The organism is Streptomyces atratus, from assembly GCF_014648655.1.
Taxonomy (GTDB): Bacteria; Actinomycetota; Actinomycetes; order Streptomycetales; family Streptomycetaceae; genus Streptomyces; species Streptomyces atratus.
This window is the reverse complement of sequence record NZ_BMRN01000019.1, coordinates 22,912-39,772: the sequence shown is the minus strand read 5'-3', so window position 1 is coordinate 39,772 and position 16,861 is coordinate 22,912. Positions and strand designations below refer to the sequence as shown.

16 protein-coding genes are annotated in these 16,861 nt (G+C 68.2%); 6 read left to right on the top strand and 10 right to left on the bottom strand.

All coding sequences use genetic code 11. The features are described 5' to 3' along the window. Nucleotides 1–957: an SCO4651 family lipoprotein gene (locus tag IEZ15_RS26365; RefSeq protein WP_189279665.1), complete on the bottom strand. Its 957-nt coding sequence runs from the start codon at nucleotides 955–957 to the stop codon at nucleotides 1–3. Between the two features lie 133 nt (nucleotides 958–1,090). Here IEZ15_RS26365 and IEZ15_RS47195 point away from each other — a divergent pair, with 133 nt between their 5' ends. Together IEZ15_RS47195 and IEZ15_RS26360 are read left to right on the top strand one after the other, a co-directional pair. After that, entirely contained in the window at nucleotides 1,091–1,276 is a 186-nt protein-coding gene (locus IEZ15_RS47195) for a hypothetical protein (protein WP_373302623.1), read from the top strand. A gap of 66 nt (nucleotides 1,277–1,342) precedes the next feature. Beyond that, the gene (locus tag IEZ15_RS26360) at nucleotides 1,343–2,977 is read left to right on the top strand and encodes an FAD-binding oxidoreductase (protein WP_189279664.1); all 1,635 of its coding nucleotides are present in this window, start codon (nucleotides 1,343–1,345) and stop codon (nucleotides 2,975–2,977) included. 102 nt (nucleotides 2,978–3,079) lie between these two features. Here the strand turns inward: IEZ15_RS26360 and IEZ15_RS26355 are convergent, their stop codons facing one another. From IEZ15_RS26355 to IEZ15_RS26330, 6 genes are all read right to left on the bottom strand, one after another. Further along, on the bottom strand, nucleotides 3,080–3,811 hold the full coding sequence (locus IEZ15_RS26355; protein ID WP_114249185.1) for a phosphatase PAP2 family protein: 732 nt from the start codon (nucleotides 3,809–3,811) through the stop codon (nucleotides 3,080–3,082). 328 nt (nucleotides 3,812–4,139) lie between these two features. Continuing rightward, entirely contained in the window at nucleotides 4,140–5,105 is a 966-nt protein-coding gene (locus IEZ15_RS26350) for a bifunctional lytic transglycosylase/C40 family peptidase (RefSeq protein WP_269812586.1), read from the bottom strand. 156 nt (nucleotides 5,106–5,261) lie between these two features. Beyond that, complete coding sequence (locus IEZ15_RS26345) at nucleotides 5,262–5,858, bottom strand: hypothetical protein (protein ID WP_189279663.1); 597 nt, start codon at nucleotides 5,856–5,858, stop codon at nucleotides 5,262–5,264. Then, entirely contained in the window at nucleotides 5,855–8,212 is a 2,358-nt protein-coding gene (locus IEZ15_RS26340; RefSeq protein ID WP_229846126.1) for an alpha/beta hydrolase, read from the bottom strand. Before IEZ15_RS26340 ends, IEZ15_RS26345 begins: the two co-directional genes overlap by 4 nt. An 842-nt stretch (nucleotides 8,213–9,054) precedes the next feature. Next, entirely contained in the window at nucleotides 9,055–10,926 is a 1,872-nt protein-coding gene (locus tag IEZ15_RS26335) for an alpha/beta hydrolase (protein WP_189279661.1), read from the bottom strand. Further along, nucleotides 10,923–11,324 carry a hypothetical protein gene (locus IEZ15_RS26330; RefSeq protein WP_189279660.1) on the bottom strand — a complete coding sequence of 134 codons (402 nt, stop codon included), beginning with the start codon at nucleotides 11,322–11,324 and terminating at the stop codon, nucleotides 10,923–10,925. The genes IEZ15_RS26335 and IEZ15_RS26330 overlap by 4 nt, the downstream gene beginning before the upstream one ends. A gap of 264 nt (nucleotides 11,325–11,588) precedes the next feature. Between IEZ15_RS26330 and IEZ15_RS46795 the strand changes: the two genes are divergently transcribed. Continuing rightward, the gene (locus tag IEZ15_RS46795) at nucleotides 11,589–12,872 is read left to right on the top strand and encodes a WD40 repeat domain-containing protein (RefSeq protein WP_189279659.1); all 1,284 of its coding nucleotides are present in this window, start codon (nucleotides 11,589–11,591) and stop codon (nucleotides 12,870–12,872) included. On the opposite strand, the gene IEZ15_RS26320 is transcribed toward IEZ15_RS46795, so the two are convergent. From IEZ15_RS26320 to IEZ15_RS26310, 3 genes are all read right to left on the bottom strand, one after another. Next, entirely contained in the window at nucleotides 12,814–13,893 is a 1,080-nt protein-coding gene (locus tag IEZ15_RS26320) for a serine hydrolase domain-containing protein (protein ID WP_229846124.1), read from the bottom strand. The two genes, IEZ15_RS46795 and IEZ15_RS26320, sit on opposite strands and share 59 nt — an antisense overlap. A 622-nt stretch (nucleotides 13,894–14,515) precedes the next feature. Then, a complete protein-coding gene (locus tag IEZ15_RS26315) occupies nucleotides 14,516–14,881 on the bottom strand; it encodes an iron chaperone (RefSeq protein WP_189279658.1) in 366 nt (121 codons plus the stop codon). Nucleotides 14,882–14,890: 9 nt separating this feature from the next. Beyond that, entirely contained in the window at nucleotides 14,891–15,373 is a 483-nt protein-coding gene (locus IEZ15_RS26310; RefSeq protein WP_189279657.1) for an ATP-binding protein, read from the bottom strand. Between the two features lie 196 nt (nucleotides 15,374–15,569). Here IEZ15_RS26310 and IEZ15_RS26305 point away from each other — a divergent pair, with 196 nt between their 5' ends. The 3 genes from IEZ15_RS26305 to IEZ15_RS26295 are packed head-to-tail and all read left to right on the top strand — an operon-like array spanning nucleotide 15,570 to nucleotide 16,823. Continuing rightward, nucleotides 15,570–16,421, top strand: a complete 852-nt coding sequence (locus IEZ15_RS26305) for a helix-turn-helix domain-containing protein (RefSeq protein ID WP_114245716.1) — start codon at nucleotides 15,570–15,572, stop codon at nucleotides 16,419–16,421. 11 nt (nucleotides 16,422–16,432) lie between these two features. Then, nucleotides 16,433–16,624: a DUF397 domain-containing protein gene (locus IEZ15_RS26300; protein WP_229846123.1), complete on the top strand. Its 192-nt coding sequence runs from the start codon at nucleotides 16,433–16,435 to the stop codon at nucleotides 16,622–16,624. Next, nucleotides 16,617–16,823: a DUF397 domain-containing protein gene (locus IEZ15_RS26295; RefSeq protein ID WP_189279656.1), complete on the top strand. Its 207-nt coding sequence runs from the start codon at nucleotides 16,617–16,619 to the stop codon at nucleotides 16,821–16,823. The genes IEZ15_RS26300 and IEZ15_RS26295 overlap by 8 nt, the downstream gene beginning before the upstream one ends. Nucleotides 16,824–16,861: the final 38 nt, after the last annotated feature.

Below are 16,861 nucleotides of genomic sequence, written 5' to 3'. Positions count from 1 at the left end.
CTACGCCCCCGCCTTCGTCCGTGCCCTCGCCCGTGTGCCGCCCGGCTGTCTCTGCCGGATCTTCCCGGTGTAGATGTCGCGATCGTCCGGCAGTCGTACGGAGACCGGTACCCCGAATCCGTACAGCAGCGTCGTCGACACCACCTCCACCGCCGGCCCCTCGTTGGCGAAGCTGAACCGGTGGCGCACCTTGCGCAGCCGCCCCTGCTCGTCCAGATACGCGTCGAACGGCACCGTGTCCGTGCGGAACCCTTTCGCCGCCGCGGCCAGTGCCCCGCGCGATTTCGGCGAGGCCTCGCGCGCCGCCCGGCCGATGTCCGAGATCCCCCGGTAGTGCCGCACGGCCACCCCGGCGAGCTCGGTCCTTCCTACGTACGTCACCTGCCGCGCCCCGCGCAGCAGTTCGGCGGCGGCCATCGGATCGGTCACTCCACCGGTGACCAGATTGCCGTCCTCCAGGGTCGTCGTGTCGATCCTGACCCATTTGTCCGCGGGCACTCCGGCGCCGCGGTTCATCATGTAGAGCGCGCCGGGGGCCAGCAGCTCGGTGATGGGACGGTGCCTGTCCTCGCCGGCGGCGTCCTCGGGCAGCGCGACCTCGAGCCGGCCCACCTGGTTGCGGAAGTCGTACGCCCCCCGGCCCCTGATCGTCACCCGCGTCCCGCCCGCCGCGGTCTCCATCGACGTACGCACCTCGGCGCTTCCGGCGACGGACCGGGCCCCGGCCCCGGTCGCCGTCCCGGTCCCGGTCCCGGTCCCATGCACCGTCCCCGCGAGCACCGCGGCCGCGCGGTGGACCACGTCGAGGGAGTCGGCCCCGCCCCGTTCATCGGCCATGGCACGGTCGTCGCCGCCACCGCCGCCCGAGCATCCGGCGGTCGCCGCCATCACGCCCACCACGGCAAGGGCGCAGACAGCGCGCACCCCGACTCCGGACCTGTGCTGCTGCACCACCATCGCCTGCCAACCCCCAACGCCGTACCGCTTGCCCGAGCCCCCCATCCGTTCCGCATAACGACAGCCCGTGTCCCCCGTCACGCCGCTCCCGTACGCCACACCGCCGGGTGGCCGTGCCCAGTACCGTGGACGGGTGTATGTCCAACACACCGATGAGATCCCGCAGACTCCCCCCACCTCCACGTCCTCCGGGCACGAGCCCACGACCGTGGATCGCGGCTCGTTCTGCACCGCCCGCTGCAGCTGCGGCTGGTCCGGGCCGGCCCGCCGCTCCCGGGACCGGGCCCGCACGGACGCCGCGGAACACAGCGCGTCCTGACTTCCTCTCCACTCTCCCGACCTCTCCCCCACCGACCGGCCCTGAGCGTCACGACCCGGAGGTCCGATGAACCTGCCGCCCCTGCCCGACCGGCGCACCCTGCTCACCGCGGGCGCCGCGGCAGCACTCACCGGCGTCACCGCGACCGCCTGCAGCGGCGCATCCGGCTCCGGTTCCGCAACCGGCGACGGGGGCAACTCCTCGGGCCCGTCAGGCACCATGGGCGGCACCACTCCTGCCTCACGCGCCTCGTCGGTCCCGTCGAAACCCTCGCCCTCCGGCCCAGCGAACTGGTCCGCCCTGGCCAAGAGCCTCGACGGCACCCTCGTACGCCCGCAGGACGCGGCCTACCCGACCGCCCGTCAGCTCTACAACACCCGCTTCGACGGCCAGCGGCCCGCTGCCGTCGCTTACGTCAGGCACGGGGCGGACATCCGCGAGTGCCTGGCCTTCGCCCGCCGCACCGCCACCCCCGTGTCCATCCGCAGCGGCGGTCATTCCTACGCCGGCTGGTCGAGCGGCAACGGACGCCTCGTCCTTGACGTCTCGTCACTGTCCCGCGTCAACAGGAACGGCACGATCGGTGCGGGCGCCAAGCTCATTGATGTCTACCAGGGCCTCGCCCGCCACGGCCTGACGATCCCCGGCGGCTCCTGCCCCACGGTCGGCATCTCCGGCCTCACGCTCGGCGGCGGCCACGGTGTCGCCTCCCGTGCGTACGGTCTGACCTGCGACAGCCTCACCGCGGCGACCGTCGTCACGGCCGACGGCAAGACCCTCACCGTGGACGCCAAACACCACCCGGACCTCTTCTGGGCGCTGCGCGGCGCGGGCAACGGCAACTTCGGCGTGGTCACCGAGCTGACGTTCCGTACCCGCCCGGCCCCGCAGACCGTCACCGCGTACATGTCCTGGCCGTGGTCGCGCGCCCGGGCCGTCATCCAGGCCTGGCAGGAGTGGGGACCGTCCCAGCCCGACGAGATCTGGTCCTCGGCGCATCTCGCCGCGGGCCCGGGCGGCGGCCGCCCGACCGTTTCGGTGGCCGCGTTCAGCCTCGGTACGTACGGCGACCTGCAGAACGCCGTCGACCGCCTCGCCGACCGGATCGGTGCCCCGGCCTCCTCCGTCTCGCTGCGCCGCCGCAGCTACCAGGAGTCGATGCTCGTGTACGCGGGCTGTTCGGGCATCACCGACGCCCAGTGCCATCTGCCGGGCACGACGCCCGGCCGCACCCCACAGGGCACGCTCCAGCGCGAGACGTACGCCGCCGCGTCCGACTTCTACGACCGCTCCCTGTCCCCGGCGGGCGTGAGTGCCCTGCTCGACCGGGCCGAGGCATTCACCCGGATTCCCGTCACCCAGGGCGGAGGCGGCGGCTCCATCGCGCTCACCGCACTCGGCGGGGCGATCAACCGGGTCTCCCCGCAGGCAACGGCCTTCGTTCACCGCCGCTCACGCGTACTCGCCCAGTACATCGGTGCCTGGAGACCCGGCACAACGGGCAGCACCCAACAGGACTGGCTGAAAAAAACCCACGCGGCGATGCGCCGGTACGCGTCCGGAGCGGCGTACCAGAACTACACGGACCCGACGCTGACCGACTGGCGCCGGGCCTACTACGGCTCGGCGGCCGACCGTCTCACCCAGCTGAAGAAGCAGTACGACCCCGGCCGCCTCTTCGCTTTCCCGCAGGCTCTCTGACCGACGTACGGTGATGCCCGTGACGTACGGTCACGGGCATCACGAATGGCCACGGGCTCGACGTCCGGCCACAGCACCGGCACCGATGGTCCCGGTCGCCTCCTACGCGGCCAGGCCCTTCTCGCCGTCCCCGCCGCCCGTCCGCGGCCGCGGCTCGGGAATCCCGAACGCCCCGGCCCGCCCGTCCGCCGTTGCCGACGGCTCCGGCCGGCGCGACCGTACGAGCCACCCGAGCCGGTCCGAACGGGAGACGGCCGCCACCAACGGGGTCAACAGCATCATCGCCAGCGGGGCGAGCAGCAGAGCGGCTGCCGTGCCGAGCGCGAACCCGCCGATGACGTCGGTCGGGTAGTGGACACCCATGTAGATCCGGCAGAAGCCTTCCAGCAGGGCGAGCGCGATCGCGGCGATGCCGAACTTCCGGTTGGCCACGAAGAGCCCGACGCCCAGAGCCATCGCCATCGTGGCGTGGTCGCTCACGAAGGAGAAGTCGTTCTTCCCGTCCACCAGGACATCCAGCCCCTGGTGATCCCGGAACGGACGCGGCCGCTCCACGAAGCCGCGGATCGGGATGTTGATGAGCAGCGCGATCCCGGCGGCGAGCGGCGCCCAGACGATCCCTGCGACCGCGGTCACCGAATCATCGGCCGTGCCGCGCCGACGGACGCTCCACCAGCACCACAGGACCACCAGGGCCATGCCGAGCATGATCCCGTACTCGCCGACGAACTCCATGACCCGGTCGAACCAGGTGGGAGCGGACTTCGCGAGTCCATTGATGTCGTAGAGCAGGCTGACGTCGGGGTTCGACCCATCCAGTGCGAGTCCAGCCATCTGCTGCGGCCCCTTGCCTTGTCTGCTGCCGCGGTCCACACCCATGTGCACCGCTTTGACGAACCCCCGTGTCGGTTCGATCACTGCGTGGATCGGTAAATCGGTCATACGTGGATCAGTACTGCGTGGCGGCTCTGTCCGTGAGGTCTTCCCCGAACAGCGCCGCATGGTCAGTGCACCACTGTCCGGTCCACCCAGGGAACGACGTGCCCTGCGCGTACGTTCCACTCTCCACCGAATGATCACCATGACGTTATCGAAGAGTGACTCATCGTCGCAGCTCAGGGCCCAGGCTTCACGGAGAGTTCCGGCCACCGCCGTCCCGGCGTCATGCCGCCGGGAGGGCGGTCGGAAGGGCCGCGGCCCCGTCCTTGGTCACGCGCGTCGCCCCGAAGTAGTCGGGCGTATCGATCTTGTCGAACCGGATCACGGCCCCGGTGTACGGAGCGTTGATCATGTACCCGCCCCCGACGTACAGCCCCACGTGGTGAATGGCCCGCGAGTTGTTCAGATCGTCCGAAAAGAACACCAGGTCACCCGGGAGCAGCTCGTCCCGCGAGGGGTGCGGCCCGGCGTTGTACTGATCGTTCGCCACCCGGGGCAGCTCGATGTCCACGGTGCGGTACGCGGCCTGGGTCAGCCCCGAACAGTCGAAACGCCCGCCCTGCTCGGCCGTACCGTTGCCGCCCCACAGGTACTTCGTACCGAGCTTCTTCTGCGCGAAGTAGATCGCCCCGGCCGCCTGCTGCGAGGGCTGCACCCGTCCGACGGGCCGGGCGAAGCTCTTCTCCAGGGACCGGATGATGGTGACGTAGTTCTGCGTCTCCTCAATGTCCGGAACCCCGCCCGACCGGATCACCCGGTACGCACCGGCGTTGTACGCGGCCAGCATGTTGTCGGTCTGATCCCCCGGCACCTTCTTCACGTACCCGGCCAGTTCGCAGTCGTACGAGGCCGCGGACGGAATCGCATCGGCCGGATCCCATACGTCCCGGTCCCCGTCCTTGTCCCCGTCGATCCCGTGACCGGCCCAGGTGCCCGGGATGAACTGGGCGATGCCCTGAGCGGCGGCGGGACTCTCGGCCCGGGGGTTCCACCCGCTCTCCTGGTACAGCTGGGCGGCCAGCAGGGCCGGGTTGATGGCGGGGCAGAGGTTGCCCCACTTCTCCACCAGGGGCCGGAATCTCGCGGGCACGGCCCCCTTCGCCAGCCCGACGGCTCCGCTGCTGCCGGAACTGACGAGTCCGGCAGCGGCGGAGTACGTACCGACGACGAGCAGCGCCACGAAGCACATGGCCATGCCGACGCCGATGCCACCAACCACCCAGAATTTCCGCACCCCTCAACCATCCCCCATCAGAGCCGGGTTCATGAGCGGTTTCGCGGGTGTGTACGAATCATCCGGGTTATCAACGACGCTGATCGGCCACTTCGGCGCATTGACCGATCATCAGGAGGCTCCGGTGGACCAGTAGTCGGAGTGCACGTTGGGGCGCGGAAGGGGGTAGACCCCTTCGTAGGCAGGCCCGTTCGGCTTGGAGGTGGAGTCGGCGACCTTCGACTCCTTCACGCAGGGGCTGTCCGCTTCGAAGAAAGCCTGCCCCTTGCCGCGGAAACTCACGCTGATGCCGAAGCCGGCCTTTGTCTGTGCGTAGACCGCCGGGAACTCCTTGTCGTTGTTCTTCGCCTTGATGCGGTAATCGCTCTTGCGCCAGAACTTCTCGACCTGGTCCAGGAAGCTCTGCCGGCGCTCCGCCGACACGATGGTCATCACGGTGCGCCTGCGCGTCACATCGCAGCTGCCGGTCGTCGTCGGGCCGTGCGCCCACTGCACCTCGGGGTCGATCTCCTTCAGTACGGCGTCGAGCATGCCGTCGGACCGTTCGGCGGCCTCCTGCATGTCCATGCCGCTCTCCTTGGTGCTCTTGGTGCTCTTCGTGGTCCCGGCGCTCGCGCTGCCGCTCGATTGTCCGCTGTCGTTGCCGCAGCCGGACAGTGCGAAGCCGAAAGCCAGGGCCGCCGCAACGATCTGGAGCCTTCGCTTCATCGCTGTTCCTCCATCTTGAGCCTGTCGGAGTGCCCCGACACGATCAGAGCGATGCTGTCCGCCGACATGGCGTCCCGTACCGGATCGAAGTAGTTGGAGTGCGCGTCGAAGCTCACACCGCCGGTGCTGATCACGGGCTGGCCGGGGGCCACCGGGAACCGCGTGGCCCCGAAGGCCTTGCTCGCCGGGTCCTTGCCGAACCAGAGATCGTCGTCGCCCGGGTCGGCCAGGTCTCCGCCGAGGTAGGCACCGGCGGGGCCTCCCAGAATCATCCCGATCGCACCCACGACGACCTGCGTCTTGGACGGAAGCTTGGTCACCGGGTCGTTGGCCGCGGCACCGACGAAGACATGCCCGCTGCCGACACCGAGGTCCACGGCGCGGTCCACGCCCACCCCCGGACTGCCGACCAGAATGATGTCGTCCACCCCCGGAATACCACCGTCGCGCTGCGTCGCAGCACCCACGGTACGTGAACCGTAGGAGTGCCCGATGGCCGTGATGTGCGGGTCCTTGTTCTGATTGGTGGCCGCGATGCCGCCCATGAAGTCGCTGTAGGCCACGCCGCCCTTCTCCGCACGGCCGGTGCCCGCGACCGCCAGGCTCTGCAGCCCGTCCGGCGTCTGCGGTGCGTCGTACCCCAGCCAGACGATCGACGCGGTGGACGAGTCGTAACCCTGGGCGCCGATCGCCGTGTCACGGGCACGCTTGAGATCGTTCTTCGCGAATTCCTCGTCGAGGGAAGTGTTCAGCCCCGGCACATAGGCCGACACGTTCTTCGAGGTGTCGGGGTTGCCGTAGGAGACGATGGCCCGCCCGTTGCCCTCGTCGCTGATGCCGATGAGGTACATCGGCGGCTTGCTCCCCTCCTGCAGCTGCCGGTCGATCTCCTTCAACGCCGCCAGCTGGTCCTTCGACTTGGAGTCGGTCTTCCCCTCCAGCTTCGAGATCAGGTCCGGGAGGTTCTTCCGGTTGGCCGTGTCCCTGTCCGCCACCGGGATGCCGTCCAGATTGCCGATCTTGTCCGGGGACAGCTCCAGGTACTGATCGCGTTGTTGCTGCGTCAGCCCGTTCCACCAGTCCTTGCGTTGGGCCGCAGTCGCATTGTGCGGAATTCGGGCGTTGAGGTAGTCGCGCTCCGCGTCCCGTACCGCCGCCTCGACGCGGCTACCGGAGCCGGGCAGCCCGGCGACCGCGCCGCCGCCCCCGCCGGATGCCTTGGTCATGTCCCAGGCGGCGGCTACGTACTTGCCCTTGTCCCACTTGTCACCGGCGCCCCGTGCGGCCTGGGCGTACTGGTCGGCGATGCCCTTGGCGGTGTCGACGGGGTGGGAGACCGTGTCGACGACACCGCTGACGTCGCCCCACAGGCCGCCGTCGCCGACGACGCCGGTGAGGAAGTTGCCGTCCGAGGGGCGGGAGGAGTTGGTGTCCGAGTTTTGTCTACCCGCGTCGACCTGCGTAGAAGAACCGCCGGAGGCGGATTCGGAGGAACCGCCGGATGAACCGCCGGAGGTGCCGGAGCCGCCGGTGCTGTCTGTGCCGCCGGAGCCACCGGAGCCACCGGAGCCGCCGGAGCCACCGGATGAGGCGGAGCCGCCGGATGCGGCTGACCCGCCGGATACGTCAGATCCCCCCGATGCGGTGGACCCACCGGATGTGTCCGAGCCGCCGGACCCCGTGCCCCCGGTCACGGTCGCGCCCTCGGATCCCGCACCGCCGGCGGAATCGGATCCGCCCCCGGTTGAGGTGCCACCGCCGCTGCCCGTGCCTGTGCCCTCGCCGGCGACCACGTCGACATCGGGTGCCGGGCAGGCGCTTCCGGTCAGCTGGCAGATGGCGTTACGGATCTCCCCGGTCAGCTGCCCGCCGATGCCTGTCGCCACGAGCCCGCCGATGAGGGCCACGACCACGAGGATCATGCCCAGGTACTCCATCGCGGTCTGACCGGCGTCCCGACGCCACTTGATCATCCGCGCGATGTTGAACGGCCGGTGCTCGGCGCGCTGTTCAGGACTGAGCCCGAACCATTCGCGCGAACCGGCCCGGAACAACAGGACGATGACGACGACCGGCATCACCAGTTGCGTCACACCCTGCCCGCCGGTGTCCTCGCCCATTGTCGCCAGGGCGCCAAAGATGAGCCAGGCGTGTACGGCGAGGAGCCCGCGCCAGATCCAGACGCCGCCGGTCCGCATGTACAGCGACAGCACGAATCCCGTGACGCCGGGCAGTGCGGCGTACAGCACCATGCCCAGCAGGTGACCGTCCACCGCATCGACGGACGAGGCCACGACCAGCGCGTCGATCGCACCCACGACGGTGACGACGAAGAGCAGTCGTACGAGAATCATCACCGCTTGCAGAGGGCGCGACAACGACTGTCTGCCCGGACGGGCGGCGGCAGTGCCTATATCGGCACCACCCGGTACCGCTAATTCTCGTATGCCAGACACGACGGGTCTCCCAGCTTTGTGAGTGGGCGCAGCGACAGTTCCCCCGGTCTCTGTATGCGACCACACCAACACTGGGTGCGGCATGGGCCCCAGGACCCAATGCCGGACTCAAAGTCCCAGGCAGCCAGCCCGTCCTTTACCCCACCAACTGGCCGGATATGGGCTGTTGGGGCTACTGACGTGCCGTCAGGGAGTTCCGGCGGACCAGAAGTCTGAGTGGACGTTGGGGGCTGGTACTGGCTCCCCCACATGCCCCTCCTCGCCAGGGGCCAGGGTTGGTGGTGCAACCCTGGACTCGTCAACGCACGGCGTAGCCACTTCGAAGAACGCCTGGCCGCCTCCTCCGATGAGGAGCCGCACTCGGAATCCATCCGGCGTCTCAAAATAGGTTGCAGGACTCGCCGAGTTGGCATTCACCCCGAGTTGACGATAGCCAGAACCCTTCCACCCTCGCTCCACAATTCCGAAGAAGCCCCCTCTCCTCGCTACAGAAATTACAGTCAAGACCGCACGCCGTCGAGAGACATCACAGCTCCCTTCCGTGGATTCCCCATGAACCCAGTGAACCGGTGGCTCAATTTTTGCAAACGTATCATCGAGAATCTCATCCGCCCTATTCGCAGCCTCTTGCATATTCATATTTGCATCACCTCTACCATTACTTGAAACCTGCGAGTCATCAACAGATTCACACCCCGACAAGAGAAAAAACACCGAGACCAGAAGAACGGGACACATTTTCACCTGGGACGCTCCCGTTGAATTTCTTCCGACTTCCCTGAAACGATTCTTGCGATATTGTCCGCCGACATCTGATCCTTGGATGGGTTGAAATAATTGGAGTGCGCTTCCACTAGATCATGGCCTCGCGCAAACGGGTGCGGGCCATCACTCACAGCGAACCTATTTGCTCCGAATTCTTGGTGCGCCGGGTCGGTCCCGAACCAGGCTTCGCTTTCATTGACCTGCGCGTTCTGTGCCGAGTAGCCAGCAAATCCACCGGCGATACCCCCCGCTGCGCCACCGATGACAGCGCCTACTGGGCCTGCACTCGCCCCCAGCACAAAGCCCGTCGACGCCCCGCCAGCGACACCAGCCCCGATGCCGCTCGCTTCCTTACTATTGGGCAATTTTGTAACTGGATCATTTTCAGCCGCCCCCACGAAAACGTGATCCTTTCCAACACCAAGCTCGTTTGCGGATCGCGCCCCTGTCCCTGGGCTGCCTACCAGAACGATGTCATCAGCGCCTGGAATACCATCTCGCTCTTGAGCGGCCAGGCCGACCGTCAGGGATCCATACGAGTGGCCAATGGCCGTGACATGAGGATCCCCGTACCGGTTCGTCGCAGAAATTCCAGCCATGAATCTGTTGTATGCGACAGCACCAGCCTCAGCATTCCCCTCTCCCATTACATCCAAGTTCTCGAGGGGATCGCTAACTGACGTTTGCGGCGCATCATATCCAAGCCAAACGATCGCAGCACTCGGGGACTCTGGGTTTATTTCTTTCGCCCCGATGGCCGTATCCCTTGCCCGTTTCAAGTCACTCTTCGCGAACTCCTCATCCAAGGAAGTGTTCAACCCCGGCACATACGCCGAAACATTCCGAGCCGTATCCGGGTTCCCGAACGAGACAATCGCCCGCCCATTCCCCTGATCCCCAATACCGAGCAGAAACATCGGAGGCTGCCGCCCCTCCCGCAACTGCCGGTCGATCTCCCGCAACCCCGCCAACTGCGTCTCCGACTTCGCGTCGTCCCGTCCCTCCAGCTTCCCCATCAGCAGCTGCAGGTTGTCCCGGTTCGCCGCATCCCTCACCACGGCCGGAATGCCGTCCAAGTTGCCGATCTGGTCCGGGTACACCGCCAGGTACTCCTCGCGCTGTTCGTCCGTCAGGCCGGCCCACCAGGCCTTCCGCTCAGCCGGTGAGGTGTCGCGGGGGATGCCGTCTCTCAGGTAGCCGCGTGCCGCGTCCCGTACCGCGGCCGCGTCGCCCGCCGCGTCGGTCCACGTGGCGTCGGGGACCTTCAGGCCCTCTTCGGCCCTCAACCGGCGCAGGATGCGGGCGTACCGCCAGTCGGTCTCGGCCGCCGTCCGTACGGCCTTCGCCACCCGGTCCGCGATGTCCTGCGCCTTCGCCACGTTCGGGTTGGGCGCGACCAGACCCGAAGACGGCAGGAGGCCCGGCAGAGAACCCACCGACGCCGTCCCGCCCGGCAGCGGCTTTCCGTCGATCAGGCCCTCGCCCGCCGCCGGATACGTCACCGAACCGTCCGCGTGCACGGTGAACTTCAGGGACTCCGCATCGTCCAGCGCCTCCCGCAACGCCCGTTGCTGGAGGCGCAGCTCATGGGCCAGGCTGTTCAGCGTCGTACGGAGCAATCCGCACTCCGTGTAGACGTATTGCAGGTTCCGGCTCATCTGCTGCAGCCGACCGACCGCCGCCTCCGCCGCCGCACCCCGCTGCGTACCGCGCAATCCGGTCAGGAGTTGCGTCTCGATGCGGTCCCGGCCCGCGTCGGCACGGTTGCTCGCCCTGCCCCACCCGTCGGCCGCACCCTCCAGTTCGCCGCACTTCAGGTCGCGCAACTGCGCCCAGGTGAGGGTCATCGCACCTCACCCCGACCCGACGACGCCACCGGCTCGAACGACGCCTTTACTGTCTCGTTCGTCTCGCCCTGGGCCCGGGCGACGGCCCTCAGCTTCCCGGCCAGCGCCCCGCACTCCCCCCGCGCGACCTCGAACCGTCGCACCCACGACTCCCGTACCGATCCCAACTCCGCCAGCGCGATCAGACCTCCGGTCCCCGCGAGCAGGCCCTCGTGCGCTGTCTCCAGTTCCGACTTCACCGGGCCGAGGTGCGTACACATCCCCTCCGCACCACCGGCGGCCCGTAACCAGACCCCGTCGCTGTGCTTCAGTACGTCCCCGCCGCCACCCGCCTCGCCCGCCAGATCGCTCAGCCGCTGCCGGCCCCCTGGCTGTCCCACCACTGCCACTCCGGCCACCCCGCTCCGTCCTTGATCGTGGAGCGGCACTGTGCCAAATCCCGTGACGGCGACACGCCGAGCCCACAGGCGACTCAAGGCGTCAGGCCCCCGCAGGCCCCGCACACCAGGCCCCGCATTTCACCCGAACGGGCTACCACCATGCCGCGCCCGAGCCCCTCGGCCGGATCCCGCCAACGGTGTGGTCACCCCATGTCATCGACTTCTAGAGTGAGTTGGCAGACAAACGCGCGGCACACGCCAACACGGGGAACGGGGCACGGAGTGACGCGAGTCGTAGGCGTGCACGGCGTGGGCAAGCAGCTCATGGGCAGCGAAATGTTGCGCAGCGATTGGTTTCCGGCCCTCTCCGACGGGCTCCGGCACGCCGGCCAACACGCCGTCCCGCGCAGCGACTTCACCATGGCGTTCTACGGGGATCTGTTCCGGCCACCGGGCCGCACCCTGGCGGTGGGCGACCCCATGTTCACCGCGTCCGACGTCACGGACGGCTTCGAACTCGACCTGCTCCTCGCCTGGTGGCAACACGCAGCCGACATCGACCCCGCTGTGCCCCCGGCCACCGGTTCCACAACCCTCGCCCGTTCCCCCCGCGCCGCGCAGACGGCGTTACGGGCCCTGCAACGGTCCCGGTTCTTCGCCGATGTCTCGTTGCGGGCGCTGGTCTTCGATCTGAAGCAGGTACGCCGCTACCTCCTCGACCCCGACCTGCGTACCGCCGCCCGCCGGCGGGTCCAGGAACGGATCGGCCCCGGCACCCGTGTTGTGGTCGGCCATTCGCTCGGCTCCGTCGTCGCGTACGAGGCCCTGTGCGCGATGCCGGGACATCCCGTAAAGGCGCTGGTCACTCTTGGTTCGCCGCTGGGCATGCGGATGGTCTTCGACCGGCTCCTGCCCCGTCCTGGTGACTGGCCCGGCAGCTCCCGCCCCTGCCCCGGCGACTGGCCCAGCAGCCCCGGCCCCAGCGACCGGGCGGCCCGCCTCTCGACCACCCCACCGGTTGGGTCCAAGGTCGTCTGCGCTGGTGACGGCAGTCGGCCGTATGCCGTCACCAGCGACAGGGACAACACGGTGCGGGTGTGGGACCTGAGCACCGGCCGGCCCATCGGTGAACCGTTCACGTTCCAGGGCGGTCCCGTGAAGGCAGCCGCCTGCAGCGAGCTCGACGGCCGACCCGTTGTCGTCACCCTCACCCCGGGCGCGTTGCAGGTGGTGGACTTGACCACCGGCCGACGCGTCGGCCCGCCCCTCACGCGACGGTGCGCCGCCTGGCTACGCTCGCGGAGGCAGCCAGGCGGTGCCCTCGGGGTCGTCGCTTCAACCTCCCCCGTCGGCCCGGCGCCGCTGACCGAGGAAATGCAGCTGCCGCTGAGACTGGCCCCGGCTGACGAGGTTGTGCAGCGACGAGACAACCCAGGTCAGAGCGTCGGCATATGCAGCGAGCCGCGAGACCCTGCATCAGCTCAGCGCCGTCGCGGGACGCGGCTGTTCAGTTGCCGACGAGGGCGTCGTGGATGGCCCACCCCATGTCGCCGGCGCACCAGCTGATGTTGCCGAGGACGGCGACGTCCAGGCCCTGCTGCGGGTAGTGATAGAGGCGGGCACTGGCCCCGTCCTCCTCGCCCGTGTGGCCCCAGCGGACGATGGTTCCTTCGTCGTCGAGGATGTGGGTGAGGCCGAAGCCGTACATCCACCGGTAGCCGCGGACCTTCTCCTCACGCTCGTCGACCTGCGGGGTCAGCGCCAGTCGTGTGGTCTCCTCGTTCAGCAGCCGCCCGTGGCGCAGTGCGTGGGCGAAGGCCGTCAGATCGGCGGCGCTACAGGTAGCCCCTCCGTCGGCGGCGGCCCCGGGGGTGGTCGCGTAGTGATTGGTCCGGTACGGGGTGGGGCTGCCGGCGGTGGTGAGGTATCCCTCGGCGATGTCCGGCCCCAGGTCGTCCAGGGCCGGGAATCCTGCCGCGCTCATTCCGGCACGGGCGAATACGTCGTCGGCAATAACCTCCTCGAAGGAGCGGCCGGTCACCGATTCGATGAGCAGGCCGAGCAGGATGTAGCCGGCGCCGTTGTACAGATGACGCTCCCCGGGAAGGAAGTGGGGCTGCTTGCCGGCGAACAGTGACAGGTAGTCCTTGTTGCTCCGCAGCAGGTAGAGCGGGTGGGAGGAGGTCAGGGCGGCCCATTCGGCCTCCCAGTCGGCGCTGCCCTCCTCGAACCAGTCGCCGATGCCCGCCGTCATCGTCAGGGCGTGATGGACCGTGACACGCGGATCGAGCTGGGGCATGTGCTCTTTCACGAAGCCCACCAGCGCGTCGTCGAGGCGGACCTGCTTCCGCTCGACGAGCTGCAGGACGGCCACCGCTGTGAACATCTTGGACACCGACGCCACCCGGAATCGCGTGTCGCACGTGTTCGGTATGGACCACCGCCGTGACGCCATCCCGAACGCGCGGGTGAATACCGGCTCCCCGTGACGCGTGACACGGACCGTGCCGGAGAACCCCTTCCCCTGCGCCACTGCGGAGATGGCCTCCTCCAGGTAAGCCGGATCGAGTCCGTCAGCCCTCGTCACGATCGTCACCGCAGACCCCTCACAGAAGAAAACTCACCCGTCATCGGTAATGATGATCGACACCAGTCCGCCTGCGAGCAACCGATTTACCCTGACCACACGAGCCGCGGCGAGAGCGTCGCCCAACTCGCGTCGGCCGCCGATCCGTTGACCGTGACGTACATTCCGTCACCTCGCGGATCGCGTGTCGCCGGTATCCCCTCCGGCCCCACGGTGGAGCAAGCCACAACGCTGCCCTCCGAGCCCGCGACCGCCCTCAGTCGCCCCCGCCATCATGAGCAGATGACGACATGGGCCACGCAGAGGCGAGGATCCGTGAACGGGGGCCATGCGTGAGCCGGCGGACGTGGCGGTGGTGGGGACCGGAGCCGTCGGCCTCGCGGTTGCCGTCGGTGACGGATCGCAGGTGGCGCGGCCGGTGGTCTCAGGCGCCGGATTCCCAGTCGGGTGGGGCGGGATCTCCACGCCGAGGCCAACGAACGGTTCGACGAGCGCGTCGTACTGCTTGGGCGTGAGGTTCTTACGCTTCAGGATGTAGAGGTACTCATGGCACCTTCCTACGCGATCGCGCGACGCACCGCCATTGAATTTCCGTCGGTCAAGGGCGTGATGGCGCACCCGCTCAGCAGACCGCGCCCGGCTCCGCCGCCGTCGCCCGGAGCAGATCCCGCACCAGGTCGTAGTCGATCGCCGCCGTCTTACGGAAGCGCAGGCAGCCTTTCCCCATGTCCTGCCCGGCCAGGCGCTCCGCGAAGGCCTCTCGCACGTCGCTGCGCATCAGGTAGAAGGAGATGTACTGCTTCTGCGAGGCGAACGCGATCTCCGCAGTGCCGTCCCGCTCGTACGCGGGCATCCCGTACGCCATGACCTCGTCGAACCCGGCCAGCTCCGCCCGGCACAACTCCCGCAGCCTCGTCAGGGCGTCCCTGCGCTCCTCGGGCACCTCGGCCAGATACCCGGCCACGTCCTTCGCCTCGCTCCGCACCATGCAACGAGGCTATGCCCGTCCCGTACATCTGTCGCCCGGCCCGCGCTCCCCCTCGTCCTCCCCCTTGGCCGCGCACTCCACCCAGAGCAGCTTCCCGCCCTGCCCCGGCAGCCCACCGCGCATGGGGTACGCGCCCCAGCTCTCCGCGTAGAGGGTGACGAGATAGAGCCCCCGCCCTCGTTCGGCGAGCTCCGCCGGGGCCTCGGCGGTCCACCGGAAGGGGGCGGGGATGTGCGGGTTGGTGTCCCAGACGCTCAGCCGGATACGACTGCGCCCGGCATCGCGCAGGCGCAGGGAATACGCCCCCGAGGAGTGCAGGTAGGCGTTGGTGACCAGCTCGCTCGCCAGCAGTTCAGCGGTCTCGGTGAGTTCGCGCATGCCGTGTACGCGCAGGATGGTGCGGAGGGTGGCGCGGGCCACGCCGGGGGCGCGGGGATCCTGCGGGAGTTGGAGGGTGTACGTCCAGGGCGGGGATACCGTGGCACTGACCATGGAAGTCTCCGTTCACGGAGGGAAGTTGAATCATGGGTTTCCGGTTACCCGGTGACGAGGCCGCTCCGTCGAGCGGGGTACTTCCGAGCGGGTGGCCTGAGTCACAGACTAAAGCGCAAAATGGAATGCATTCCATGAAGTTCATGAATTACATGACAGATACCCTCGTGTGGGTGACCAAGCCGGGGAGCGAGTGATGTCATCCAGCACCGCACCGACAGCCCGCCGCCAGCGGCTGGGAGCAGAACTCCGAAAGTTGCGCGAGCGTGCCGGAATCACCGCAACCGAGGCCGCCAAGCTCCTCGGCGGCAACCAGGCTCGCATCAGCAATATCGAAGCCGGCCGGTATGGCGTCAGCGCTGAGCGGGTGCGCACACTGTCCTGCCACTACGACTGCTCGGACCACGAATTGGTCAACGCTCTGGCCGCCATGACCGGCGACCGCAAGCGCGGCTGGTGGGAGGAGTATCGCGAGATACTCTCCACCGGCCTGCTGGACTTGGCGGAACTGGAGCATCACGGGACCGCGCTGCGCACCTCACATACAGCCGGACTGCCCGGCCTGCTCCAGACCACGGACCACGCGCGCGAGGTCTTCCGCCAGGTCGTTCCCGCCCTTCCGCCTCCGGAGATCGAGCACCGCCTGTCTTTCCGCATCAAACGTCAGAGCGTCATCTTCCGGAACAACCCGACCCCTTACAGTGCGGTCATCCACGAAGCCGCCCTACACATGGGATTCGGCGGACCAGCCGTGGCAAAGCAGCAGTTGGTCCACCTGCTGACCACGAGCGAGCGTGAGCGCGTCACGATTCGAGTGATCCCGTTCAAGGCAGGTGGTTACCCAGGAGCAGGCCAGCCCATTTACTACGTCCACGGCTCCGTGCCGCAGCTGGACACCGTTCAGCTGGATCAGGCACACGGCATCGTGCTCCTGGACGCCGACGCCCAACTCCGCAAATACCGCCAAGTCTTGGCCCGACTGGAGTCCCTCGCCTTGGACGTTGCCGAGTCGCGCAACCTGATACACGCCATCACCCAGAACCTGTGAAGGGATCCGAGTTGCCGAATCACATGTGGCAGAAGTCCTCGTACTGCGGCGAGGGCGAGTCCTGCGTACACATAGCCGCCCCCGCCCCCGGCACGGTCTGCCTCACCGAGAGCGGCGACCCCACCGGAGCGATACTCCGCACCACACCCGCCGCCTGGGCAGCCCTCGTACGCACCCTCAAGGAGAACCACCCCGATGGCTGACGTCCCAGCCGGTTCCTCCAGTTGGCAGAAGTCCTCCTACTGCGCGCAGGGCGAAGCCTGCGTGAACGTAGCCACCCTCGCCCCCGGCACGGTCTGCCTCACCGAGTCCGGCGACCCCACCGGAGCGATACTCCGCACCACACCCGCCGCCTGGGCCGCCCTCGTACGCACCCTCAAGGAGAGGCGCACCCATGGCTGACATCCCACCGGCCTCACCTGGATCCGCGCCGCGAATCC

Bases quoted from the DNA above. Each gene is read 5' to 3' on its own strand.
- IEZ15_RS26365 (WP_189279665.1), bottom strand. From the start codon at position 957: ATGGTGGTGCAGCAGCACAGGTCCGGAGTCGGGGTGCGCGCTGTCTGC.
- IEZ15_RS26360 (WP_189279664.1), top strand. From the start codon at position 1,343: ATGAACCTGCCGCCCCTGCCCGACCGGCGCACCCTGCTCACCGCGGGC.
- IEZ15_RS26355 (WP_114249185.1), bottom strand. From the start codon at position 3,811: ATGGCTGGACTCGCACTGGATGGGTCGAACCCCGACGTCAGCCTGCTC.
- IEZ15_RS26350 (WP_269812586.1), bottom strand. From the start codon at position 5,105: ATGTGCTTCGTGGCGCTGCTCGTCGTCGGTACGTACTCCGCCGCTGCC.
- IEZ15_RS26345 (WP_189279663.1), bottom strand. From the start codon at position 5,858: ATGAAGCGAAGGCTCCAGATCGTTGCGGCGGCCCTGGCTTTCGGCTTC.
- IEZ15_RS26340 (WP_229846126.1), bottom strand. From the start codon at position 8,212: ATGATTCTCGTACGACTGCTCTTCGTCGTCACCGTCGTGGGTGCGATC.
- IEZ15_RS26335 (WP_189279661.1), bottom strand. From the start codon at position 10,926: ATGACCCTCACCTGGGCGCAGTTGCGCGACCTGAAGTGCGGCGAACTG.
- IEZ15_RS26315 (WP_189279658.1), bottom strand. From the start codon at position 14,881: ATGGTGCGGAGCGAGGCGAAGGACGTGGCCGGGTATCTGGCCGAGGTG.
- IEZ15_RS26310 (WP_189279657.1), bottom strand. From the start codon at position 15,373: ATGGTCAGTGCCACGGTATCCCCGCCCTGGACGTACACCCTCCAACTC.
- IEZ15_RS26305 (WP_114245716.1), top strand. From the start codon at position 15,570: ATGTCATCCAGCACCGCACCGACAGCCCGCCGCCAGCGGCTGGGAGCA.
- IEZ15_RS26295 (WP_189279656.1), top strand. From the start codon at position 16,617: ATGGCTGACGTCCCAGCCGGTTCCTCCAGTTGGCAGAAGTCCTCCTAC.